The sequence below is a fragment of the Pedobacter sp. genome (assembly GCF_041645105.1).
Classification (GTDB): Bacteria; Bacteroidota; Bacteroidia; order Sphingobacteriales; family Sphingobacteriaceae; genus Pedobacter.
Map to the genome: position 1 here is coordinate 578797 of NZ_JBAZQQ010000003.1, position 26263 is coordinate 605059.

Here is a 26263-nt window from a genome sequence, read left to right on the forward strand (position 1 = left end):
TTAACGCTTTTATTGACTAATCATGACTTACTTTTTTGAGCCAATTGGTGGCATTTTCAACAAATTAGTGATCAAAGAAAAAGATCCAATTAACCAGGCACGAATTAAAATGCTGGCATATATATTGGTTTTATATCTTTTGTTCACTGGTATATTGATTATTGCTTATTCACTTGGCGGTGAATCATTACACCTCATTAGGGTGTGTATTGTCTTTACAGCTACTGTTGCTTTAATAGCTCTCGCTTATTATACTCATGCCTGGAAAACTGTTTCGCATATCATTCTTTGGTTTCATACCCTCGCTGTATGGTCCAATCTCTCTATTTATGTTCAGGACATTAACATCGAAACACTCCAGTTCATCTGGATAGTTTGTGCACTTAGCTTCTATATGCATGGTTTAAAATGGGGCTGGTTTTATTCTGCTATAAATGTTGTTCCTGTTTTACTATACACTGCGATAGACAATAAAAATTACTTTTATCTGGGTACTGGCCCTCATGAAGTTAGCCAATTCACCTACCTATTTGTAATTACTTATAATTTTTCGCTCATCATCTTTCTACAGTACTACTTTTTTAAGGTATTTAACAGAAATATAATTAGTCTGACGGATACAAAGAACAAACTTAATGAGCTCAATGAGAAGCTCACATTAACGCTAACTGACGTTAAAAATCTTTCAAATTCGAGAATGGAATTTCTGTCGACCATGTCACATGAATTGCGTACACCACTAAATGGTGTAATTGGTATATCAAATGCTTTACTGCTTCAAAACCCTCGTCAGGATCAGGAAGAAAATCTAGCAGTACTTAAGTTCTCTGCAGAAAACCTACTCTTATTAATTAATGACATCCTTGATTTTAATAAATTCGATTCGGACAAAGTACAATTAGAACGTATTAACTTTGATCTGGCAGCATTAATTAAAAACAACTTCTCAAGTCTGAAGTTAAAAGCTGAAGAGAAAATGCTGGACTTAGACCTTCATATTGATGATGAATTAAATGGCAAACACGTAAATAGCGACCCTACACGACTAACACAGGTTTTATTAAATCTGATGAATAACGCCATCAAGTTTACAGAAAAGGGATTAGTAAGCTTACAAGTACGGATTCAGGACTTAACTGCCGAGCAGATGATTGTTCGTTTCATCATTGAAGATACCGGTATAGGTATTGATTTAAATAGACAGATAAATATATTTGAACCTTTTATACAGGCCGCAACAAGTACAAGCAGACGTTATGGTGGCACAGGATTGGGACTAGCTATTGTTAAAAAAGTATTAACAATGTTCAAAAGTGAGATCCATTTGATCAGTACACCGAATATTGGTACAAAAATCTTATTTGATATTGATTTTAAGTATCAAAATTTTAATGGCAGTGCATCCCCTACTTTAATAAACCACAAGTGCGATTTAGCTCATCTAAAGGTCTTAGTTACCGAAGATAATCAAGTAAATATCCTGGTCATAAAAAAGACACTGGAACAATGGAACATTATTCCTGTAATAGCAGAAAATGGAGAAATTGCCATACAAAAAATAGAAGATGAAACCTTTGATGTCATATTGATGGATCTTTATATGCCGGTTATGGATGGATATGAAGCAGCAGTAACGATACGTAAAATGGAAAATAAGCTCAAAGCGAATATTCCTATTATAGCACTTACAGCAAGTGTTAATAACAATGTTGCACAAAAAATATTAGATGCGGGAATGAATGATTATTTATCTAAACCATTCAATCCCGAACATCTGTTTAAAAAAATAAAAGACCTTACAAAATAGAATTATCTATTGTAAATATCAATTGCATCTTCCAGCTTTCTGCCCGCAGAAACTGAATTCAAATAACCTCCAGTAGCAAAGCCTAAACCTACCACAGCTAAGCTAAGACCTGTTGTAAAGTTAGTTTTTGAATAACTGTTTTTACCATTAGAAATAACACTAATAATCCCTGCAATAATAGATATGCTTGCAGCTGTATATAACACATTGCTTGTATTCATACTCTTCCGATAAGCATAAAGCATTTCTATACTCTCCGGATTATCGGCTATATCGTTCTTTAGATTTTTATAATTCAACTTCTTTAAATCACCATACCCTTTGTTATAATACATATTGATGTTTATCGAGGGCTCAGGATTATGGATAAAATGTGGATTGGAATTTGCATCATAAATAAAATGGGAATAGGATAGCTTTCTTTCTTGAAAAACATTAATACGTCCTTCCACAATACGCTCTGAGAAGTCTCCATATTTCATAATTCCTAATTTTCGTGTATTGGCAAAAAAGCCTTCCTTGCTGCTAAAAAACTTGACTTGCGCTGTGGGGAAGCTTCTTGAATCGACTCTAATTCGCATGTTCCCAGCAAAGTCCGGCCGAAGTTTAATATCTTTGGCATAGATCACAGAGTCAGAATAGAGATATAAGAAGTTTCTTGATTCCTGCACCTGGGCAGAAGAACGAAGGCCATAGCAAGCCAATGCGATAATAAGTAGTTGTTTCATATCGGTTATATTTGTGTGTACCTAATATTACACAAAACATACCCCATAAGTTGAATTGTAAACAACAAAATACATTAATATGGTTTACTCTGTATCAACTATCCATAAAAAATGACTGATATAGCATGAATAAGCCAAGGTTTTAAATGTTAAATTTAATGCGGAATTGATCATCAATTTCAACAGATATATATAGTATGAAAATCGATCAAATTTTAAACGAAATCTACCCACTTCCTCCAGAAACATGTGCTGAAATCTGTAAGTACATAAAGGAAGTTCAATTTGAAAAAGGGCATATCCTGTTAAAAGCTGACAAAGTAGAAAGACACTTATATTTTATTAAAAAAGGTATGGTAAGAGCCTTTGCACCTCAAGGAGATGATGATATCACATTCTGGTTTGGTGAAGAAGGTGAAACTATACTCTCGATGAAAAGTTATGTTGAGAACCAGAAATCATACGAAAACATTGAGCTTCTGGAAAACTGTGAACTGTATGAATTGAAAGTTGAATACCTGCGCGAGCTTTATAAGAAAGACATCCATATTGCTAACTGGGGAAGAAGACTTGCTGAAAGAGAGCTTTTAAAGATTGAAGAAAGAATCATTTCAAGAGAGTTACTATCTGCAAAACAACGCTACGATGAGTTATTAAATAATAAACCTAGTCTTTTGCAACGTGTGCAATTGAAATTTATAGCTTCTTATTTAGGCATTACCCCGGTAAGTTTAAGTAGAATCCGCAAAGAAAAATAATCATAGTCCCAGCATTAATTATCATAGGATAAATTTAGAAAGCATTATTAAACATAAATTTGCTGCATGATTAACACCATTATTCCAACTTCAACAAAAATCCGATTGGCATTAGTATGGCTTATTGTTGGCCTTTTTTATGCCGTAGGTTCTTCTCTATTAGATGAAGGTATGACGCAAAATGCAGCTATATTTGGTTTCATTATACTTTTGGCTACCATCATTGCTGCTTCATTTGGTGTTGTAAAAGAAGCGGATGCACTTGCCCATAAATTAGGAGAACCTTATGGAACATTGATCCTAACACTATCTATTGTATCCATTGAAGTTATATTAATCTCTGCAGTAATGCTTGGTCCGGGAGAGTTTCCAACCATTGGAAAGGATTCAATTTTCTCTGTAATGATGATTATCATGAACCTGGTAGTTGGCCTTTGTATTTTATTAGGTGGTTTAAAATATGGAGAGCAAGAATATAATGCTCAGGGTACGCTTACCTATATTTCTATGATTATATTATTAGGAGGCATGTCTTTACTTCTACCAAATGTAATTATTGGTGCTGGCAATGGAATTTTCACAAATACACAAGCCATCATATTATCTACTTTAATTGTGATTTTATACGGACTTTTTCTGGCATTGCAAATGAAAGGTTACAGACATCTATATGTACAGCCAGCAAAAGGAATGATGGAAATTCCTTTTGCTCAACGTAATGTCGGATCATCAGAAAATGTACAAGAGATCAAATCAACTGGAACCAATAAAGAGATCATCATTCGCTCTATTGTATTGATTGCTATGATATTGCCTATTGTCTTATTGTCACATCAGATGGCTACGGTTGTAGATTTTGGAATAAAAGCAGCTAATCTTCCTCCCATGCTTGGCGGAGTATTGATTGCTATTATTGTGTTTACTCCTGAATCTATTACAGCTGTAAAAGCGGCATTAAACAATGAAACACAAAGAGCAATCAACCTTTGTCATGGTGCATTTGTTTCTACGGTAGGATTAACCGTGCCGGCAGTTTTGATCATTGGATTGATCACAGGAAAAACTGTTATTTTTGGCATCTCTTCTACCGAAACTATTTTGTTTCTTATAACTGTAAGTCTTAGTTTCCTTACGTTTTTTGGTAAGCGTACTACGCCAATATCCGGTATTATGCACTTAGTTATGTTTGTTATTTTTCTAATGCTAATTTTCAATCCTTAGAAAATTCAAACGTGAAAACAAAAAAACGGGCTGTATACAGCCCGTTTTTTTGTTTAAAATATCGTTTATCCAACAATCGGATTATTTTTTTCCTGGCATGTTATTTTCATTTGTGCTTAGCATTTTTAAATTAGACACCTTACCTGGCGTTATTTTATATATAGAGCTACCACCGATGAAAAAGATAGTATTCTCTCCCTCTTTTACATTGGTATTGAATTTCACTTTTCCATCTGCACTGATTACATTCCAGTCGCCAGCTTTCATTCCCGCAAGAACAATCTGATAAGAACCTTTAGCAGGCACCTTAAATGAAAATTGCTGATTAATAAAATCCAATCCTTTGTTCAAGCTTAGCACTCTATCTGCCAAAACAATAACATCACTTACAGGTGTAACTAAATGTGTAACCGGCAGCGGCTTAGTATCACCAGAAGTTAACTGAACCACACTTAAAAAATGATCATTGTTGCTTTCTTTATTTGGAGTGAACATTATACGATGTCCTTTTCCTTCAGCAAGAGAACTTACAGGTGCTTCATATTTGAATTTAAATGAACTGTTTGCATCAGCACCACTAAACACTTCCAGCTTTCTCGCATCAGCAGCTGGAACTAGAATATCTACATGTGCTTTGCCAACTAAATCACCTAACTGATTTTGCAATACGACACCATTTTCACTAAGCAATGGCTTGTTGTGAGCATTAATTTGCCAATACTTCTTAAACTCAGGTTTAACAGTAGACATATCATCTGTTAAAATTATTGCAGCAGGCACATCTTCCCTATCCAGATTTAAAAACATCATACTCCTGTTATAAGCACTTATTTTAGCAGAATAAGCTCCCTTTAGGTCTACTGAGAAATAACTGAAAAATGGTTTAAGCTTAGATGGCCCAAAACTGGTTGATAATACCTTTCCATTGTAAAACAACGGATTAGTTTGAACCTCTTCAGGTGTTACAGGATGACGCTGAACAAAACGTGTTCCCCCGTCATTGGACTCAGAAGTAAGGAATTTCTCTGAAGGATCTACCGCGAGCATCATACTATGGGCTACAGACCTTTTATTGAAATTCAGGTCATATGGGGTACCGTAAAATTTATACAAACCCAAATCTCCAAACTGGAAACCACGATAATAGAGTTGCACGGATCCCGCATCACTGTGTTGGTGATTTCCAAATATATAACCACCTCCTTTAATTTCCGCAACTACATCACTACTATTTTGACCTATATTCCAACCTGTACGAGCGACCATTGATCCGAGTACTTTCCCAAAGTCTTTTGTTAAAGGAAGTGATTCACGGCTCGGTTCAGCTTTCAGATTTGGATCATTCAATAGGAGAAATAGGACTGGGTTATTTGGCAATGAACCCTGGCGCTGAAATTCAGCTTTGAGTAATGGATCAGCGGCATAAGCATAACACAATAACATGGTTTGAGCTGCAGACCAATAATAAGGCTTACCTGCAGAGCCTGAGTTAAAGCCATCTCCATCACGAAGCATCTGTCCATCAGGTGTACGCATATATTGCCAGTAATTGCGTACATCTTTAATGTTGTCATCAAAAACAGGTTTTCCAGTCATTCTGTAAAATAACCATGCAGCATGCATGTCCCAACCAAAACGATATGAACCGTAGTTCACTCCCTGATTGTGTCGGGGCGACTGGTATTCAAACTTTCTCATCGGTACTAATTCCTCTAAAATAGCATAAGAGGTATAACGATAAGGAAGTGGATTTTCATCATAAATAGCAATGCTCATTGATAGTAAATCACGACATACTTGGGCCTCATTACCATGACCATTTACTACTTTTTGTAGAAAGGGTGGCCAGCCAATCTCCATATCGTCTGCCAGCCTCATTAGATTCTTACAATAAATTTGCTTTTCTTCCGGACTAAGTAAGTCGTAACACCAATCATAAACTTCTGAAGCTGCTGTAATGGCACGTCCTATTTCACGCGTAATGTCCAGTAAATTTCCAAATTCTACATGTGAAAGATAGTCTTTCATCAAAGTTACTGCTTCACGCCCCGCTTTTTTATCACCAGTCATCAGGTAATAAAAGGCTTTACTTTCTGCTGCAGTTTCAAGTCCTGCATTAAAACTCATTTCTGCATTTGGATCAAATTTGAAATCAAATGGAGTAAGTGCAGCCTTCTTTACTTTTTCCCAGGCAGGAGTATTTTCGCCTTTAGTAAGGCCACCCTTTACAACCTGCAAAGACTCTTGATTTACCCACAAACGAGGGTGCCCGGACAAAGGAACTACTTTAGGGCGATAGGCTTCTGCTTTAGCAGGAACAGCTGGTGGAGTATATGGGGTAAGTTCGAAATATTCAAATCGCACACCTTTTGGCAACCAAATTTTAACTTGTTGATCCTGACCGTTAAATTCAAACTTACCTGAAGTTTGTAAAGGCCTGTCCCAAGGTACATAAACAACTCTTTTAGTTGGGCGTACATCATCAATCTGAATCCTGATATACATAGATTCATATTTAGTTTTCGCCTTTTTCATCAGTTTTGCACCTTCCTCATCTGTTACGGCATAAGTGCGCATTACATAGCGTCCAGCAATAGGTAGTTTTACGTTAAAAGTAAGGTCAGCTTCGGGACGTTCGCCTTCAATCGCCGCTGTAACTCCTGCTTTTAGGCTCATGCCCTTTCCATTGCTCAATCTCTTTTCTGATATGATTTCGCTGGTTGAGGAATTAATCTTTGCTGTTTCTGCATTATACCTAACCTTTATAGCTTTCCCCTTATCTGCGGTCTGAGCTTTTACTTCGGTTATTAAAGAGAAAGGTAGGATTAAGAGTAAGCAGAACCATAATGATTTCTGCTTAAGTACTAATACATTTGTTCTAAATGGTTTCATCTGTGGTGTTATTTGGCTAGAATAATTGTTTACTTATGATTTAAAAAATTACTTAAATAAAAACGGGTACGTTAACAATTTATAAATAGACAAAAAATATCCAATAAAACAAAATTTATAGTAATTGAGTACATGTAAAACTAGCCGGTAGCAATCAGCATTTTAAGATCTGATTACGGCTCGAGAAGTGGTTATGAGGGAAACAAAACAAAGAGAAAAGCTTAGCAGGGGCATTTCAGTCAGCTTGCCCCTGCTATGCTCTTTAATTTTTTAATGTAAATTCAATATGCTGTACCAAATAAGCCTTTCCAAATTTAGCGGGATCATGTTTTACTGTCGCTTTTATAAACCTCCATTTAGGATCAGGTGTCTGTTTGGTTTCTTCCCATTTCTGGCGCATTTCCAATGAATGTTGCCAGATTTCCTCTAACTGATCTTTCACTGTCTGATTAGCATAAGTTAGCTCTAACTTATCCTTAATATATATGTATTGATCATCTATTTTACCCATATCAATGAATGGTCCACCTGGTATATACGATTTAATCAGCGAGATATCGAATGATTCATCTCCCATATACTTTTCTTCGCTAATTACTTTTGCAAAGTTAAACCACCTGTCTGATGCATCTTGTGGTGGGTTTAAATCAATATTAAATTTAGCCTTAACACGATAGGTATAGCCGGGCTTTCTTTCAGGAAATCCATGTAGCGACATTCCTGTTGCTTCATTTTGTGGTAAAATCAATAATTTATCATTGATTGATCCATAGCGATGATCAACCACAAGCTCAACTTCCTGTCCGTTTTTAAGTTTAAAAGGGCCATGTACTTCTTCTTTTGAACACGCAGAAAAAAAGAGAACGGCAAAGAGTAAATAAAGATGCTTCATAGTAATGAATGAGTAAAATTTGGTTTACTGCTTAAAACGTAAACCAAATCTTAAACGCTACACCCTATTGTAATTTAATATTACTAAAATGTCCTTTTTGAAGTTACATCATCCCGTAATGACTTTGCTTTCTCTATCCATTCAGGCGCTTTTTCTTTGATTTCATCAATCTTAGTCCTACCCATCTCATCTTTCTTGGTTAAATACCTCCATGCCTGATATATCGCCACTCCAATTATTGCATTTTTAAAAAATCCCATCTTGTTTGTTATTTAGATTAATGTAAAGGGTAAACAAGCTGAGGTTTAAAATGTTTTACGATTGATAAAACGTTTAGAGAATTAATCCATTACCGGATTATTCATAATCTCCAGCTTGGCAAACTTTTGGACTTCAATGCTTGGATAGCCAAAATCCTCCACAACCTTCCCTAAAATCAAGTAACAGCCTGAACCTCTAAAAGGATATATCGGTGTATTATTTGGAAAATGTGTAGTATCAAAGAAATTACCCTCGGCATCCAGGAATGTACCAAACCACATCTTCTTATTATTTTTGGTATGTACCGTTTTCTCGCAAACATATAAACCTACCATTTTTACTGTTCGTCCCAGATTTTTCATCAATTCATTAGCCTGAAGCTCTCCCCTATATTCTGTTTTAAGTAAATCAAACATTGATAAGCTGAGTGGAAATCCGAGTAACTCCAGCTCATGATAAGCATCTTCTAGTTTAGTATTAACTAAATCTGGTAAGACATAGTGTTTGGCTTGCACATGAAATAACTCGGCATGACTACTAGGTTTTACTTTATGACCAAGTAAAGTATGAACTTCCCACAACAATGTCTTTTTGCTTTTTCCAGTAAAACGCATGGCTCCACAGCGAATCAAAATTATGGCTTGTTCCAGGCCAATTTCCGTACGTTTTACAAAATCTTCCATATCGAGATATTTTCCATTTTGTTTACGTTCATCCGGGATCAGCTCTACAAATTTTCCTTCAAGCCCTTGCACCCCAACAAAGCCCAAATAAGCATCAATGCCACTAATAGACACCACCGCATCACTCCTGTTTACACATGGTAAATGCACTTTTGCTCCTGCCTTTTTTAGTTCATGCACATACAGCCAACGGGTATAAAAACCTCCATAATTGTTAAGTACTCCAACCATGAACTCAATAGGATAATAGGTTTTCAGATATAGGCTCTGATAGCTTTCTACTGCAAAACTTGCAGAATGTGCTTTCGAAAAACTATAACCTGCAAAACTAGATACCTGCCTCCAGACCTCCTTAGTTATCTCTTCTGGCCGTCCTAATAATTTAGCCCCATCATGAAATTTCTCGACCAGCCGATCAAACTCAATCCTGGAACGGTATTTACCACTCATTCCCCGTCTTAAAATATCTGCATCAGTTCCATCCATCCCTCCATAATAGATACAGATCTTAATCACATCCTCCTGGTATACCATCACACCAAAAGTTTCTTTTAACTGCTCTTCCATCACCGGATGTAAGTACTGAACATTCGTTGGATGATGAAAGTTATAGATATAGGTTTTCATCATTCCAGATTGTGCAACTCCCGGGCGAATAATGGAACTGGCGGCAACCAATGTTAAATAGTTGTCGCAGGTCAGCTTAGCGAGTAATTGTCTCATAGCTGGCGATTCAATATAAAAGCATCCGATGGTATTGCCTGTTTTCAACCTGTTATTGAGATTAGGGTCTTTCATAAACATTTGAACCTGATGAATATCCAATCTTTTTTGCTGATTCTGTTGCACCAGTTTAACGGCTTCTTTAATATGCCCAATTCCTCGTTGAGAAAGAATATCATATTTGTCATAACCAATTGCTTCCGCTTCGTACATATCCCACTGCACAGTGGGCATTCCTTTAGGTGGCAGATCTAAAGCGGTATAATAGGTGATTGGTTCTTCAGATATCAATACTCCACCAGCGTGAATACTTCTTTGGTTAGGCATTTTGGCCATCAGATTCTGTATAGCCAGTATCTTTTTAAAAGTATCATTATCGCGATTTACCACAGCACGGGCAGGGTCGGTAAAGCCATCAATTTCTGATTTAGGTAAGCCCATAACTTTACCGATTTCTCGAATTACCGAACGGTCTTTAAAGGTAGACATCGTTCCCAACAATGCTGTATGTTCTTTTCCGTAGCGTTTAAAAACATAATCCTGAACATCTTCTCGTTCGTCCCAGCTATAGTCAATATCAAAATCGGGTGGTGAGGAACGTTCTGCGTTTAGAAATCTCTCGAAATACAAATCCAGTTCTATAGGATCAACATCTGTAATTTGCAAGCAGTAAGCTATAATACTATTGGCCCCAGAGCCTCTACCTACATGATAATAGCCCCTACGCATAGAATACTGAATAATATCATTTGTAATCAGAAAATATGCACAAAAATTCATCTCCACGATTACTTTCAGCTCATTCTTTATTCGTTTTAAAGCCTCTCTGTTTTTACTACCATATCGATAAAGCATTCCTTCCATGGCCAGTTTTTCGAGAAGTGCCATATCATCTTTTTTATTTCCGGTAAAGGTCTTTTTGTTGAGTTTTAATTTCCCTTCCGGATAATCCATGGTACAACTATCCATCAGTTTACGGGTATTATCAAGAATAAAAGCATATCTGGCAAACTTCGCTTCCAGCTCTCCCGGCATTAGAAACATATCCGTTTCCCTGCATTTATCATCTTTCTCGACCATTGTGAGTAAGGTATTCAGATCAATCCCCCTTAAGTATTCATGCAAACGATAACCGATTTTATTGGCTACAAAAACAGGTTGTAAAACCAACAACTTATCCTGATAATCTGTTAAATCTTTATTATAAAGCTGATACAGTTCATCGAAACGGATACCAATGTATTCATTGCTTTTCAATTTGGCTTTATATCCATAAGGATATACCACATAAGCATGCTCAAATACACATGGCTCATCGGGCAATTCCTTTTGCTTTAGGTTATGCTCGCTAAGGAAATCATTAAGTTCTTTCATTCCCTCTTTATTTTTTGCGATGCCAATATAAAGCAGCCTTTTATCCCTTCTGAACTCCATACCTCCAATGGGTTTGATTTTGTTCTTACGACACTCCCTCATGAACTCCATCACTCCGGTAGAATTATTGATATCTGTTATCACCATCTGCGTAATACCACGTGCAGAGGCCTCTTCTATCAAGTTTTCGATAGACATAGTGCCATAGCGTAGGCTATATTGGGAATGGACGTTCAAATACATGATTATAGTTTAATATCTAATACCGAGGCCCTGGTTATTGCATCTTGTCCGAAACGATTCCGAATTTTATCCAGAGCCTGTACCAGACTATATTGCTCCTGCGACTCGCTGTACATATCAATCTGTTCAAATCCAGTTACCAGACTAGATAAACGTACACCCACCAGTCTGAGCAACATCCTGCGGTTATACATCTTTTTAAAAAGATCTTTTGCAGTAGCAATTAGTACACTATCCAGCGAGGTATAAGCAATGGCAGCTTGCTTTGTTTCAGTTTCGAAGTTGGCATAACGAATGGTAACAGTTACACATGCAGTCAGTTTTTTCTTCTCCCGAAGTTGATAAGCGACATCCATAACCTGAGCGATCAACAAGTTATTAATCATGTCAACATCAATAGAGTCGGCATGAAAAGTACACTGAGTACCAATAGATTTTTGTTCAGCATAGGGAATAACCGGACTATTATCTATCCCTTTTGCTTTTTGGAGCAAAGACAATCCCGATTTACCTAATAGGAAGTTCATCTGATCTGGGTGAATCTGTGATAAAGTGAATATTTTTTTAATTCCCATATCACTCAACTTTATGAAAGTCTTCTCTCCAAGGCCGGGAATTTTACGGATAGATAAAGGGTTTAGAAATGGTTGTACTTCAATCTGCTCTATTTGCTTTTCTCCGCCAGGCTTACACTCATTGGTTACCATCTTCGCAACAGTCTTGTTTACGGAAAGGCCAAATGAAATAGGTAGTGTTAATTCTTTCATAATGGTTTCACGCAATTCATGTGCATATTTCATTACCCCATGAAAGCGGTCCATACCTGTCATATCTATATAATGCTCATCAATACTCGCCTTTTCAAAAAGTGGTACCTTTTCTTTTATGATATCGGTAATTTCATGTGATGCTTTTGAATATTCCTCCATGTTACCTTTGATAAATATAGCATGGGGACATAGCATCTTCGCCATGCGCGAGGGCATAGCTGAATGAACACCAAACTTCCTAGCTTCATAACTACATGACGCTACAACACCACGATCCGATGTTCCACCAATAATCACAGGTTTACCTTCAAGGTCTTTGTTTTTTCGTACCTCACACGATACAAAAAAAGCATCCTGATCCATGTGAATAATATGCTTTCCCTCCCCCATGATAATGAATTTATTATAGGGCAAAGTTATACTAATATTTTTAGTATTTTAAAATAAAAACCAAATAAAATAGCAATAGCATATTGATTATTATAATAGAAAAAAATGATTACATCATTCAAAGGATCTAACTTCCTACCTCTTCCCCAACAAACACTTTACTCAAATGTGCTTGATATCTTTTCAAATCGACCTGTATATCCGCATTTTTTTCTACGTCATGAAAATGAATACTCTCTAAAGGCATCATACCCGTAAACGCATTCATCCGATGAAACCCAAATAATGGTCCATCATCTACACTTGTTTCATTAAAAAACTCGCCAGGCATTGTAAATGCTTCTTTAGGCGCATTCCATGAAGTCGTCAACATATATTGTTTACCATGCAACATTCCTCCAGTACCATAATTGATTGCCGGATCAACAGATGAACGCCCATCATTTTTATAAATTCCAGTTTGGTGTCCTTCAGTAAAAACAACATCTATATATTTTTTAAATTCATGAGGGACCTGAAACCACCATATTGGAGTATGATAAATCACAACATCTGCCCATTTGTAATTCTCTACTTCTTGTTTAGGATCATAAGGTCGATTAATATCTGTGTATCGTAAGTTGAAATCAAGCTCCTTTTTAAAGAAATCCAATGTAAACTCTGAAAGTGTTTTATTAAATAAACCACCAGAATGACCAAATACCTGTCCTCCGTTTATTACAAATATGTTTTTCATATCATATACTCTTTTATCTTCTATTAATTTCTACCACAAATTTACCCTCTGTCTTATGCATATTAAAATAATATAAATCATACATTTGTATCATAATTATAATAGATAGATCATGACAAATTTAGAATGGTTTAGAACCTTTAAGGCAATTTATGAAACAGGCTCGCTAACAGGGGCTGCAGAATCCTTATTTATATCACAACCCGGAGTAAGCCTGCACTTAAGCTCACTGGAAGCTTATGTAGGATATAAACTATTTGATCGTACATCAAGAAAAATGGTTTCGACCGAACGCGGAAAAATCTTGTACAATTATGTTCAGGAAGCAATTTGCAAATTAGAAGAAGCAGAAAGACATTTTCATAAAAGCACTGAAAAGGATGTCCCTACCATTAGTATAGGTATGTGTTTTGAAACTTTCCAATTTACCTTAGAGTCTTACCTCCCAACCCTTCCCTTTAATGTGATCATTAAGTTTGGAGAATACCCTCAAATGTTGGGCGACCTCGATAATGGAATCCTTGACCTGATCATTACTCCACAAAAAGGCGATTATAAAGGATTAGAATACAAGCCGTTTTTCACGGAAAAAATAGTCTTGGTAGCAGGTAAGCACACTCCTACTGACGAAATAAAAAAACTCATTAACAAAAACAGTCTTCCCGAAATTCAAACCTGGCTTAAAGACCAAACCTGGTATGGAACTGCAGGCGACATGGAGCATTTACGTAGATTTTGGCATCTAAACTTTGGGAAACGCCCAGATTTCAAACCAAACTTTATCGTCCCCAACATCAGTTCAATTATCAGATGTCTGAGTGGCGGAAAGGGGGTTGCTGTAATTCCCGACTTCCTGTCCAAAAAAGAATTAGATACTGGTGATATCAAAATTATCTGGGAAGGCAATAAGGTTATTGAGAACACCCTGTATTTTGGAACACGAAAGAAATCTATCTATACACAGCAGATCAACATGGTTCAAGAGATATTTGAGCGAGAAATGATTTAGCGCCAATCCCTGGCTTTGATGGGATTATTTTATCCCACCAAAAGCCGCGAAATTAGAATTCTTATGCAGTATTTCCGTAGCTGAAAATCCCACTTTATGCAATAAAGCAAGTTGGTAATTCAATGAACGTGGAGTATCCTCATACTCCACATAATCAAAAACTTTTTGCGCATATTCATCTCCACCTAATGATTCAAGATACACTCGATACTTATACTCAAAAAGACGAGTAATTGGCCCTGAATCATGTTTAATTAAATCAGAGATCCATAAACAGCCTCCAGGTTTTAAAGCTTTATAAATTTTAGTAAAAACAAGTTCCCAATCGGCATCATCACGTAAGTGATGAAATGTTGCCGCAGCCAAAACAATATCGAAATGACTATCTGGCAAATCCAGATTACGCATATCATTATGTAGAATGGTTATTTGACCATTGGTCTGCGCAGAGATTCGTTCTTTTGCCCGCTCCAACATCGGCATACTCAGATCATTAAGCGTACAATTAAGATCTGAAATCTTACTAAGCATGGTCAAGGTATAATTACCTGCACCACACCCTATATCTAACAATTCTTTTGCCTGTGGATTAACGTATTTTGCCGCTTCTGTACATAGCTCCATAGAAATTGGCGCATCAATAGTCGACAATTGCCCCGTTTCCAGGTTAGAAAAACGTTCAACATCCTTATCAAACCTTGCTGCAATCTCTTCGTTAGTCGCTTTATGGGAATAATCTGTTTTCATTTACTTTTAATATTTTATCCGCATTTAGATGAACCACAATCTTTACAAGTAAGGCAACCTTCCTGATAATGCAGATTGGTAGAGTTACAGTTCTGACACTGTTGTTTTCTCGCTTCTGTTCCGTCTGGAACGTAACGTTTTAATGCACGTGCAACTCCATTTTTCCAGGTATTTATGGCTTCATCCAGTTGTAAACTATTGATTAGATCTACAACCTTTTCAATAGGCATACTATGTCTTAATGTACTCGAAATCAATTTAGCATAATTCCAGTATTCTGGATTAAACTTATATGATAGTCCTTCTATAGTAGTTTTATGACCACGTTTGTTTTTATATTGGAAATCGTATCTCGAACTACCATCTGCTTCACGACTCTTAATAATCACCCCATCATTCACCCATCTTGGCAATAAGATACCATCCTCATCATCAGCAAAACCAGTAAAGATCTCGTAAGGCTTTCCATCTATTAAACCAATAAAGGCAATCCACTTGTCTTTGCTATTCTGAAAACGTACTACATCCGCTTCAAGAACTGCAGGTCTTGTCGTTGAAAAAACGGAGTGACCAACTGTCTCTTCCGCTTCAGCTTCTGGTGTATCATTAGAGATCAATACACCTGAACGTGAGCCATCTCTATAAACAGTAACTCCTTTACATCCAGATTTCCAGGCTTCCATATAAACAGCTCCAACAAGCTCTTCAGTCACACCAGATGGCATATTTATGGTTACACTGATAGAATGATCAATCCACTTCTGAATCTCGCCCTGCATCTTAACCTTTTTAAGATAATCAACATCATTCGAAGTAGATTTATAATACGGAGACAGTTCTACCAGCTTATCCAGATCCTTTTGCGCATAGTTTTTAGTAAGATCATGTCCGTTCACTTCCATCCATTGCTTAAAACGAGGGTGAAAAACAACATACTCTTCCCATGAATCTCCTACCTCATCAACAAAATCAACCCTTGCATCTTTGTCGTTTGGATTTACTTTTCTACGTCTTTTATAAACCGGCATAAATACAGGCTCAATTCCAGAACTGGTTTGCGACATCAGACTGGTTGTTCCCGTAGGTGCAATAGTCAGCAAAGCGATATTACGTCTTCCATATTCCATCATATCATTATACAAACCTGGATCTGCCGTTTTAAGTCTATTGATGAAAGGATTATTCTTTTCACGCGACGCATCAAATATGGCGAATGCACCTCTTTCTTTTGCAGTAATCACTGATGAACGATATGCTTCTAATGCAATAGTCTTATGAATTTCTACCGCAAACGCAGTTCCTTCATCACTACCATATCGCAAACCCATAGCCGCAAGCATATCACCTTCGGCAGTAATACCAATTCCTGTTCTTCTTCCCTCTTTAGCCTTAGTCTGAATATTTAACCACAGATTCATTTCTGTACGTTTAATTTCATCACCTTCTGGATCTTCAGCTATTTTTTCAAGAATTGCATCAATCTTTTCAAGTTCCAGATCTATAATATCGTCCATAATGCGCTGAGCTGCATGAATATGTTGTTTAAACAAATCCCAATTGAACTTGGCTTTGGAACTGAAAGGCTGATCTACATACGAGAACAAATTAATGGCCAGCAATCGGCATGAATCATAAGGACATAATGGAATTTCTCCACATGGATTGGTAGAAACCGTCTGATAACCTAAATCAGCATAACAATCAGGTACAGATTCTCTGATAATCGTATCCCAAAACAAAATCCCGGGCTCTGCAGAACGCCATGCATTGTGTACAATTTTCTTCCACAGTTGTGTGGGATCTATAGTTTTCTGATAAAGAGGACTTTTGCTATGGATAGGATATTGCTGCAAATAAGATTCACCAGAGGCAACTGCTTTCATAAACGCATCATCAATACGTACTGAAACATTAGCTCCTGTAACCTTCCCCTGCTCCATTTTTGCATCAATAAAATCTTCTGCATCCGGATGTTTGATCGCTACAGAAAGCATTAACGCTCCTCTTCTTCCATCTTGAGCTACTTCTCGTGTTGAATTTGAATAACGCTCCATAAACGGAACAATACCAGTAGAAGTAAGTGCGGAGTTCTTTACAGGCGATGCTTTGGGGCGTATGTGCGACAAATCATGTCCTACACCACCACGTCTTTTCATCAACTGTACCTGTTCCTGATCAATCTTCATAATCCCCCCATAAGAATCAGAATCTCCATCATTACCAATCACGAAACAATTGGAAAGTGAAGCGATTTGATATGGATTACCAATTCCAGTCATCGGACTTCCCTGAGGAATGATATATTTAAAATCCTTGATCAATTCAAATATTTCCGTTTCTGATAAAGGGTTTGCATAACGCTGTTCTATACGAGCTAGCTCAGCTGCAATTCTATGATGCATATCATCTGGTGTACCTTCATAAATAACCCCTTCAGAATCTTTCAAGGCGTACTTGTTTACCCAAACACGGGCAGCAAGATCATCACCTTTAAAATAGTCAAGAGATTTATTATAAGCTTCATCAGAGGTATAGGTAATTTGAACTGGATCCAGGGATTCGACTTTCATAATATATTGAGTTTTCTTTTTAATAAATGTAGATCACAAATATACATTTTCTGCACACCGACGACAAATATTAAATCAACAAAGTTTCAAGAAAAATCACATAAAAACCTAAAAAACAAATACTTAAGTTTTTACAAATTACAAAAAGTTTACAAATTTTAAAAACTAAATAAAACAAAAAAAACACTAATACAAATGATTCACAGGCCATTACCCCTAAAAATACATCATAAATTCTTTTATTGAACCGGAATAATAATCTGTATAACAGTACCCTCACCTTGCGTACTATTTATCTCAAAATCCCCCTTATAATACTTCACCCTTTTCTCAATATTTTCAAGACCAAACCCCTTAGCTACACAACTCAAATCAAACCCTTTACCATCATCACTATACTGAAAAACATAAGCATCCGGATATCCATATAACTCTATAATAATCGAATGTGCGTCACCATGTTTTAAGGAATTATTTATAATTTCCAGAGAAATCAGATATAAATCATAAATCCATACTTCAACTAACCGTTCAGGAAAATCATAAGAAAACAAATCAATAGCCGCATCCCGTAGCCCAACATTTAAACTCGACACCTGACTTTTCAAACTAGACACCAATGCACCTTCGTCTAAAGATTTAGGTAAAATCTGATGTGATATTTCCCTTATATCACTAGTCAGAATTTTAATATTCTCCTCTGCCAGCACTATATTCTTAAGCTGAATCAATTGCAATACATAAGCTAACTTGCTTCCAAAATTATCATGTATAATATTAGCGATCGACCTACGTTCTCTAATTTGAACCTGCGTTATTGCTTGTAATGATTTCTCTTTTTCTAATGTAATCTCCTTGATAAGTCTGTTGTTTTTCTGAAAGGTATCTATGTAGTTTTTAGTCAATACATACCCAAAAAGCAAAACCTCATATAAACAACTATACATCAACCAATCAACATGAATATCACTTGAAATAATTCTAAAGAAATTCAATATAAAGCACAATCCCCATAAGTTCTGTGGCAGAAAAGCCAGTATAACATAGATTGCCGCAGGTTTATTTATCTTTAAATGCAACACAGCACTCCAAGCCATAAGCATTAAGGCCACAAGAAAATTAAAATAGCCAAATAGCATAAATTCTTTGATAAGATCTAACTTACCCAGAATCAACAACACAATGGTAATCACAATGAGGCAAAAATTGAATACATTAAGTGCTAGAATAATATTGTATTTTATTGGCTCTAACTTCTTTAAACTAAGATAATGCGACAAGAAAGCACTTAATGCAATTACCCAAAAGAATGCTACATATATCCTCAATTCACTAAAAAACAAGAAATCTGGAAACAACAAATGTTTTGCATAATTAGTCGACACTAAAACATACAACATACTTAACACTGAATACAGAATATAGAACAGAAATAATCTTTTTCTTGTGATAAACAACAGAAGCGTATTAAAAAGAATAAGCAAGAAAACTATCCCCATAAAGAAGGAAATCACCGCAATCTTTACATCTGATTTACGAGCTAGACTATTGCGATCAACCAATTTAAAGGAAAAGCTTAATGCCGAAATCTCCTTTTTCACACTCACATAATACTCCTTCTCCTGACCAGCCTTTAGATTAACCCGAAAGGCAAGTGCAGTTAAAAATGGGCTACTATAGGTCGTACGATCTCCAAGAACACCCACTAACCTCTTCTCTTCGTAGACAACAAGACTATCTATATGATTATTATCAAAGCTTAACCAAGCTTCAGCATCCTTAGACTTATTAGGGTTTTTTATTTTAACAACACACCAAACCGTAGTATTATCATTATAACCAATATCGATCCGTTCGCCGACTTCATAAGTTCTAAAACCTTTTCCATCGATAGTCGCTACACTCCAGCTAGAACTTGTATCAACTGCGTACCTGGTGTTAACCTCTATTTTTTCCTGTCCAGAAACAACGGAAACAACATTGAATAAAAAAAAACTAAGAAAATAGATTATTTTCATTTGCAAACTTTATCAATGAAGCACTATTACCAATTTCTAGTTTCCTATTTATATTTCTTCGATGTGTATCTACAGTAGTCTTACTGATAAATAACGTTTCAGCTATCTCTTTACTGGTTTTACCTTCTATAATTAACCTAATAATATGCTTTTCCTGACCTGATAGCCTAAATTTACCTGCAACACTCGCATCAATCTCCTGAAATGAATTATTATGACTTTTAACCCCTTTATTTGTATAAAATGGAGCATTTATATCCATCTCTATAACTGAAATCAATTCATTAGCTTCTGTCTCTTTTTTCAAGAACGCATGAATACCAGCCTTTTCAGACTTCTGTATCAGAAAATCCTCATAATAAGCAGTCAAAATAATAACCTTTGTCCCTTTCAGCTCCTTCCGGAGTTCACTAATCAAGACAAACCCATCAATATTATCAATATTAAGATCACATATAAAAACATCAGCATAATGCTGTTGTAAATATTGTTTGCAGGATACCGAATCCTTAAAACTTACGATATCATACTTATCAGTATTTTTCTTAAGTAATTCGGTTAATCCGCTAGAAAAAAGAATATGATCATCACAAATAACAATCTTTTTAGTCATTGATGGTAGAGGTTGCGTAGTCTGGTTATCAGCTAATATAGCAAAAAACAAAACTATAAATTCATAACTTTATATTCAAAAAACATGGAACAAGATACCTGGTCTGCCAACCAATACATTAAATTCGAGAAAGAAAGAAATCGACCAATCATGGACTTGATCGCTCAAATCCCCACAATTGAAGTGAACAAAGCTATTGATATCGGATGTGGTCCGGGGAATTCAACAGAATTATTAGCTACTTACTTTCCAAAAGCCAAGTCCATTTCAGGCATAGACAGCTCTACCGACATGATAAAAGCAGCCCGAAAACGAATGCCTGACATTCATTTCGAAATCTCAGATATCTCAAAATGGAAAGATAAAAGCCTTTATGATGTTATATTAGCTAATGCATCATTACAATGGGTCCCTGATCACGACATACTTTTCCCATCATTGATCCAGAAACTAAACAAAAGTGGTACTCTTGCGGTTCAAATGCCTGACAATTTAAATGAATCTACTCATGTATTAATGCGTAAAGTTGCATCCGAAGGCCCCTGGGCCAATAAACTTAAAGATGGATCAAAGCGTACCAAAAGAGAAAGTGCCGATTGGTATTACCAACTACTTAAAGACAAAACATCTACTTTAAACATATGGCGAACAACATATTTCCACCCCTTACACGGAGGTCATGAAGCGATAGTAGAATGGCTTAAAGGCACGGGATTACGACCATTTTTAACCCAACTTAATCAGAATGAACAATCAGAATTCCTGGAAAAATACACTACTGAAATTGCAAAAGCATACCCAATATATGATAATGGCGATGTACTACTCCCATTCCCCAGAATATTTATCGTTGCGACACGTTAGAATAGGAGAAACATTAAAACAATATATACTACTAAATAGTTAATTAAAACTAAAGGTTATTATCTTTGAAAATAAGAACAGAAAATATTGAAATTTCATCAAAAAAAGCCCGTTCCTAACTCATTAAGAGTAGTTTTAATTTCAATACTTTTGCTCTTTGCAGCGGAGCAATACGCATACGCTCAGGTTCAGCCTGTAGTCGATACTTTAAAAACAACCTCCATAAAAAAGGACACAACAAATACCCAATATGATGTTGGCGATTTATTTTCCAGTATCTTCCATCCTAAAAAGAAAAACAACACATCCAGCAAAAAATCGCCGGTAACGATTATACCTAATGTAGCCTACAACCCAAGTATTGGCGCACAAATCGGCATTAAAGCTGTAGCAGGCAAGATACTTGGAAAAAAACCAAATACATTAATGTCGATAGCCGCAACTTCAGCTTCTATAACTACCAAAGGAATCATTTATGTTTATTTAAATCATAATGTTTATACGCCCGGCAACAAATGGAACCTTCAAGGTAGTCTAGTTGCAGCAAAAACCGTTGTGCCTGACTTTGGATTAGGAATTGGCAATGCAGCACAAGGAAGCGAAGCTGATCTCGTATTAACAAACCCAGACAGAAAAGGCTATGTACTTCATGCGGAGTACTACAATTTCAGAGAAAAAATATACAAACAAGTACAACCTGGCTTATTTTTAGGCGCTGGAGTATCTTTTGAAATCAGAAGAAAAATTGAAGATCGCGGAAACACAAATGAATTAACACCTTATAACATTTATAGTGACCGCTATGGCTTCAACAGAGATCATTATCAATCTAATGGTTTACTTTTCAATATTCAATATACTACTCGAGACAATCAGAACCGAGCCTACAAAGGCATTTATGCTGATGCCGGAATCCGGATAAACCAAACCTGGATGGGAAGCACAAAGAACGCAGTGCAAATCACAACAGATTTTAGAAAATACTGGAGTTTATCAGACAGAAACCCAGAACATGTCATTGCTTTCTGGAATTGGGGCTCATACCTGGTAAGTGGTGCCTTGCCTTATCTCGAGCTACCTGGAACCGGAAGGGATACCTACTTCCGTAGCGGCAGAGGCTATACCATCACTTACTTTAAAGGCCCACAGTATTTCTATTCAGAATTAGAATACCGCTTCCCTATTACCAGAAACAAATTCATTAGCGGGGTGACCTTTTTTAATATTCAAACCGCCAATGATAAACTAGGCACCCGTTTATTTGAACAATGGCAACCTGCAGGAGGTGCGGGTTTAAGGATCTTGTTCAACAAAGCAACCAGAACCAATCTTTGCCTGGATTATGCAATAGGAAAATATGGAGCTAAAGGACTGTTCCTAGGCTTAACTGAAGCTTTTTAAAGGGCATTTTTTAAAACTATAATAAATAAACTATAATCAGTAAACAAAAAATCTTATTTTTGCAGAACAACAAAAAAACATTCATGTAGGATTTAATTTCTTTCGGAAAAATAAACACAACTAGTAAAACTGGTCTGTATAGTTATTCACCCTCTAAAAAGAAAGAAATTATGATCATTCTTCAAGACATCACTTATATACATCCAAATAAAGATATACTGTTTACAGATATAAATCTCATTGTAAACAAACATGATAAAATTGCACTAATTGGTAATAATGGAGTCGGTAAATCTACACTCCTTAAAATTTTATCAGGCACATTAACACCCTCATACGGGAATGTAAAAACAAACTCTTCCCCCTATTACTTACCTCAGATTTTTGGACAGTTCAACCACTATAGTATTGCTCAGGCACTTCAAATAGATAAAAAAATAAACTCATTAAATGAAATCTTAAAAGGCAATGCAACAGATCAGCACTTAACAATACTTGAGGACGACTGGACAATAGAGGAGCGATGTAAAGAAGCATTTTCTCATTGGGGAATTGACAGCGTGGATTTAGGTCAAAAAATGGGAAACCTTAGTGGCGGACAAAAAACAAAAGTTTTCCTTGCCGGGATATTATTACATCGTCCTGAAATCGTTTTACTAGATGAACCCAGTAATCATCTGGACACCTGGAGTAGAAACAAGCTATACGATTACATTCAAAGCACTAAAAACACGCTGATAACTGTAAGCCATGACAGAACTTTATTAAATCTACTCAACACAGTACAGGAGCTCAATAAGCAAAGCATTAAAATATATGGTGGGAACTATGATTTTTATGCCACGCAAAAAGCAATAGAATACGACGCACTAAACCATGAATTAAAACACAGGGAAAAAGCATTGAGAAAAGCAAAGGAGATAGAAAAAGAAGCTGCAGAACGAAAACAAAAACTTGATGCACGCGGAAAGAAGAAACAAGAAAAAGCGGGATTACCAACAATCATGATGAATACGCTTAAAAACGGTGCTGAAAAAAGTGCTTCAAAAATAAAAAGCGTACATACAGAAAAGATTGGTTCACTTTCAGAGGAACTAACTCAATTGCGAAAAACGGTAGCTGAGGTAGATAAAATGAAAATGATTTTTGGAACCTCCTCTCTTTACAAAGGAAAGAACTTGATTGATGCAAAAGCCATTAATTTTGGATATAACAATCAGCTTTTATGGGAATCATCCTTAAACTTTCAAATTAACAGCGGAGAACGTGTAGTTATTAAAGGTCTAAATGGCTCAGGAAAGACAACTTTGATCAAGATGATTTTAAGCATCCATGAACCAACTGAGGGAGTTCTTAAAAGAGCTGGTTATAAAGCTATTTATATTGATCAGGATTATTCCCTTATTGACAATACAATAAGTGTATATGAGCAGGCCCAACAGTACAACTCTGGGGAACTGCAGGAACACGAAGTGAAAACCCGCTTGAACAGATTTCTATTTACAAAAACACACTGGGATAAACCTTGCAAAACCCTTAGTGGAGGAGAAAAAATGCGATTAATGCTTTGTTCACTAACGCTGACCAACAAATCTCCAGACATGATTATTCTTGATGAGCCGACAAACAATCTCGATATTCAAAACATAGAAATCTTAACTGACGCTGTAAATCAATATCAGGGAACATTATTAGTAGTTACACATGATGAATATTTTTTAAAGCAAATACATACAGAAAAAACAATAAAAGTCAAATAATGTATTAAGTAAAAAGGAAAACGGCCTGCCTTAAAAAAAGCAAGCCGTTTTCCTTTATTCAAAATATGAAATTACCTTTCACAATTAGCTGTCCAGGTAGCGCCGTCATTTGAAACCAGCATTACCAAAGAACTGGCATTGATTTTAATACCTGTTAAACCATTTCCAATACTTACATAAGTATTGTCATCTTGCTTCTCAAACTTCACTCCCTTAATATCAGGAATACCACTGCCAAAAAAGAAACTATAGGTATCATCAACCTTTGTTACAGTAACCTTTCCATCCTGACTGGTAATAGAAGTGCCGTCTTTATTATAAGAAACCGAACCTTTATAGGTACCCACAAAGAAATCGGCAGTTGCAGGATCTTTATCCTTTTTACAAGACATCATAACCGTTGTTACGACTAGGAATAAGCTTAAAATTTTCACTATGTTTTTCATGTTAAATTGATTTTGATGTAACATACAGGTTACAATAGCCATGCCAAAAGGAATAATCTGATGCTCTTTTTACTTCCCCCCCTGTCTATACCATCCCCATTAAATCAAACCAAATTGTAACTAACACACTTCTTTTTAATCTATAAATAAAACACAAACATGAATTTACTAGGCAATATCATTTGGTTCATTTGTGGAGGAGTATTTATATTCTTTCAATATATTATTGGAGGCTTGGTATTATGTTTTACTATAATAGGTATACCATTTGGTATTCAATGCTTTAAGTTCGCCATATTAGGCATCGCACCTTTCGGTGTAAAAATAACAGACACAGCATCCAACACTGGATGTTTATCAACTATAATGAATATCATTTGGTTAATTTTCGGTGGTATCTGGATAGTACTTACACACCTCTTCTTTGGTATCTTACTCTGTATTACAATTATTGGAATACCTTGGGGCAGACAGCACTTTAAGCTTATGAACCTTGCATTCTCCCCTTTCGGAAAATCACTGAATTAATGCTATTTAGCTATTACTCCAAGTGACAATTTAAGATAAACAGGCACATGATCGGAAATTCTCCTGGCCTCTTTAACACTATTAAAATCGCGATAAAAATGAACAATTCCTGCTTTTAAAACTTGAAATGATGATTTAAAAAAGATATTATCGTATTCAGATGCCAGACAACTACCTTCAACACATTCCATCTTTAATGATGTCTTTTGTGCAGCCAAAGCAGATACATATCCCATTTTCTTTAAGGGAATAAACACAGTATGTGATTGCGGCAAGTTAAAATCTCCGCAAAATATTAGATTATGATCAGCATATATCTCAGGAAAGAATTTAAAATATTTAATTTCTCGCTCCGGTTGCTTCGTTTTAGGAACAGCGTGAAAACTCAGCAAGGTAAAAGATTTGTTCCCGACCATAAACTGACTTAAATACGGCTCCCTATCTATCTCATCTGCATAATTCTCATCCAACCAGGATACTCCCTTGCGCTTAACCCTTGCCGTATTCCATAAAAAAGCATATCGTTCTTTTGAACTCCCCACACTTGAAGTAGGACTACTTATAACATAATCCCATCCACTCCCCTTACGATTCAATTCGTCAGCCAGACGAGCTACTGCCTGACTACCACCATACCCCGCAACAACTTCCTGAATAGCTACAACATCAAATTCTTTAATGATATTGGCAATATAACTTATCTCTGCGTCAGTTTTAGTTTTACCGAAGTGCTGAATATTCCATGAACAAATACTAACATTTTGAGAATAGGCTGAAAAGCTTATAAATATAAGCAGGATGGTAATATACTTTTTCAAATGGGATCGGA

At 36.1% G+C, this 26263-nt stretch carries 21 protein-coding genes; 8 read left to right on the forward strand and 13 right to left on the reverse strand.

Annotated elements, in window-relative coordinates:
- The first annotated feature begins 22 nt into the window (after positions 1–22).
- Positions 23–1807 (forward strand): response regulator, encoded by a 1785-nt coding sequence (locus tag WC623_RS12475; RefSeq protein ID WP_372851475.1) that lies wholly within the window; start codon positions 23–25, stop codon positions 1805–1807.
- Positions 1808–1809: 2 nt separating this feature from the next.
- On the opposite strand, the gene WC623_RS12480 is transcribed toward WC623_RS12475, so the two are convergent.
- The gene (locus tag WC623_RS12480) at positions 1810–2535 is read right to left on the reverse strand and encodes a hypothetical protein (protein ID WP_372851477.1); all 726 of its coding nucleotides are present in this window, start codon (positions 2533–2535) and stop codon (positions 1810–1812) included.
- 197 nt (positions 2536–2732) lie between these two features.
- On the opposite strand from WC623_RS12480, the gene WC623_RS12485 reads away from it, so the two are divergent.
- Together WC623_RS12485 and WC623_RS12490 are read left to right on the forward strand one after the other, a co-directional pair.
- A complete protein-coding gene (locus WC623_RS12485) occupies positions 2733–3293 on the forward strand; it encodes a Crp/Fnr family transcriptional regulator (RefSeq protein WP_372851479.1) in 561 nt (186 codons plus the stop codon).
- A 66-nt stretch (positions 3294–3359) separates the two neighbouring features.
- Positions 3360–4514, forward strand: a complete 1155-nt coding sequence (locus WC623_RS12490; RefSeq protein ID WP_372851481.1) for a calcium:proton antiporter — start codon at positions 3360–3362, stop codon at positions 4512–4514.
- An 81-nt stretch (positions 4515–4595) separates the two neighbouring features.
- Here WC623_RS12490 and WC623_RS12495 read toward each other — a convergent pair whose 3' ends face one another.
- From WC623_RS12495 to WC623_RS12520, 6 genes are all read right to left on the reverse strand, one after another.
- Positions 4596–7406, reverse strand: a complete 2811-nt coding sequence (locus tag WC623_RS12495) for a hypothetical protein (RefSeq protein ID WP_372851483.1) — start codon at positions 7404–7406, stop codon at positions 4596–4598.
- A 262-nt stretch (positions 7407–7668) separates the two neighbouring features.
- Positions 7669–8298 (reverse strand): hypothetical protein, encoded by a 630-nt coding sequence (locus tag WC623_RS12500; RefSeq protein ID WP_372851485.1) that lies wholly within the window; start codon positions 8296–8298, stop codon positions 7669–7671.
- Positions 8299–8381: 83 nt separating this feature from the next.
- Complete coding sequence (locus WC623_RS12505) at positions 8382–8558, reverse strand: YtxH domain-containing protein (protein ID WP_372851487.1); 177 nt, start codon at positions 8556–8558, stop codon at positions 8382–8384.
- A gap of 81 nt (positions 8559–8639) precedes the next feature.
- Complete coding sequence (locus WC623_RS12510) at positions 8640–11582, reverse strand: DNA polymerase III subunit alpha (RefSeq protein WP_372851489.1); 2943 nt, start codon at positions 11580–11582, stop codon at positions 8640–8642.
- A gap of 2 nt (positions 11583–11584) precedes the next feature.
- Positions 11585–12742 (reverse strand): DNA polymerase IV, encoded by a 1158-nt coding sequence (gene dinB, locus WC623_RS12515; protein WP_372851491.1) that lies wholly within the window; start codon positions 12740–12742, stop codon positions 11585–11587.
- A 127-nt stretch (positions 12743–12869) separates the two neighbouring features.
- A complete protein-coding gene (locus WC623_RS12520; RefSeq protein ID WP_372851493.1) occupies positions 12870–13478 on the reverse strand; it encodes an NAD(P)H-dependent oxidoreductase in 609 nt (202 codons plus the stop codon).
- Between the two features lie 112 nt (positions 13479–13590).
- Between WC623_RS12520 and WC623_RS12525 the strand changes: the two genes are divergently transcribed.
- Positions 13591–14487 (forward strand): LysR family transcriptional regulator, encoded by an 897-nt coding sequence (locus tag WC623_RS12525; RefSeq protein WP_372851495.1) that lies wholly within the window; start codon positions 13591–13593, stop codon positions 14485–14487.
- Positions 14488–14511: 24 nt separating this feature from the next.
- Here the strand turns inward: WC623_RS12525 and WC623_RS12530 are convergent, their stop codons facing one another.
- The 4 genes from WC623_RS12530 to WC623_RS12545 form a co-directional block, all read right to left on the reverse strand.
- Positions 14512–15234 (reverse strand): class I SAM-dependent methyltransferase, encoded by a 723-nt coding sequence (locus tag WC623_RS12530; RefSeq protein WP_372851497.1) that lies wholly within the window; start codon positions 15232–15234, stop codon positions 14512–14514.
- A 14-nt stretch (positions 15235–15248) separates the two neighbouring features.
- Positions 15249–17804, reverse strand: a complete 2556-nt coding sequence (locus WC623_RS12535) for an adenosylcobalamin-dependent ribonucleoside-diphosphate reductase (RefSeq protein ID WP_372851499.1) — start codon at positions 17802–17804, stop codon at positions 15249–15251.
- A gap of 239 nt (positions 17805–18043) precedes the next feature.
- Complete coding sequence (locus tag WC623_RS12540) at positions 18044–19822, reverse strand: 7TM diverse intracellular signaling domain-containing protein (RefSeq protein WP_372851501.1); 1779 nt, start codon at positions 19820–19822, stop codon at positions 18044–18046.
- Entirely contained in the window at positions 19800–20435 is a 636-nt protein-coding gene (locus tag WC623_RS12545; protein WP_372851503.1) for a response regulator, read from the reverse strand. Before WC623_RS12545 ends, WC623_RS12540 begins: the two co-directional genes overlap by 23 nt.
- Positions 20436–20519: 84 nt before the next feature.
- Here WC623_RS12545 and tam point away from each other — a divergent pair, with 84 nt between their 5' ends.
- From tam to WC623_RS12560, 3 genes are all read left to right on the forward strand, one after another.
- Positions 20520–21299: a trans-aconitate 2-methyltransferase gene (gene tam / locus WC623_RS12550; protein ID WP_372851505.1), complete on the forward strand. Its 780-nt coding sequence runs from the start codon at positions 20520–20522 to the stop codon at positions 21297–21299.
- An 87-nt stretch (positions 21300–21386) separates the two neighbouring features.
- Positions 21387–22700 (forward strand): BamA/TamA family outer membrane protein, encoded by a 1314-nt coding sequence (locus WC623_RS12555; protein WP_372851507.1) that lies wholly within the window; start codon positions 21387–21389, stop codon positions 22698–22700.
- A gap of 170 nt (positions 22701–22870) precedes the next feature.
- Complete coding sequence (locus WC623_RS12560; RefSeq protein WP_372851509.1) at positions 22871–24460, forward strand: ABC-F family ATP-binding cassette domain-containing protein; 1590 nt, start codon at positions 22871–22873, stop codon at positions 24458–24460.
- 71 nt (positions 24461–24531) lie between these two features.
- Here the strand turns inward: WC623_RS12560 and WC623_RS12565 are convergent, their stop codons facing one another.
- Positions 24532–24906, reverse strand: a complete 375-nt coding sequence (locus WC623_RS12565; protein ID WP_372851510.1) for a hypothetical protein — start codon at positions 24904–24906, stop codon at positions 24532–24534.
- Positions 24907–25065: 159 nt separating this feature from the next.
- On the opposite strand from WC623_RS12565, the gene WC623_RS12570 reads away from it, so the two are divergent.
- Complete coding sequence (locus tag WC623_RS12570; protein WP_372851512.1) at positions 25066–25434, forward strand: YccF domain-containing protein; 369 nt, start codon at positions 25066–25068, stop codon at positions 25432–25434.
- 2 nt (positions 25435–25436) lie between these two features.
- Here the strand turns inward: WC623_RS12570 and WC623_RS12575 are convergent, their stop codons facing one another.
- Positions 25437–26252, reverse strand: a complete 816-nt coding sequence (locus WC623_RS12575; protein ID WP_372851514.1) for an endonuclease/exonuclease/phosphatase family protein — start codon at positions 26250–26252, stop codon at positions 25437–25439.
- Positions 26253–26263: the final 11 nt, after the last annotated feature.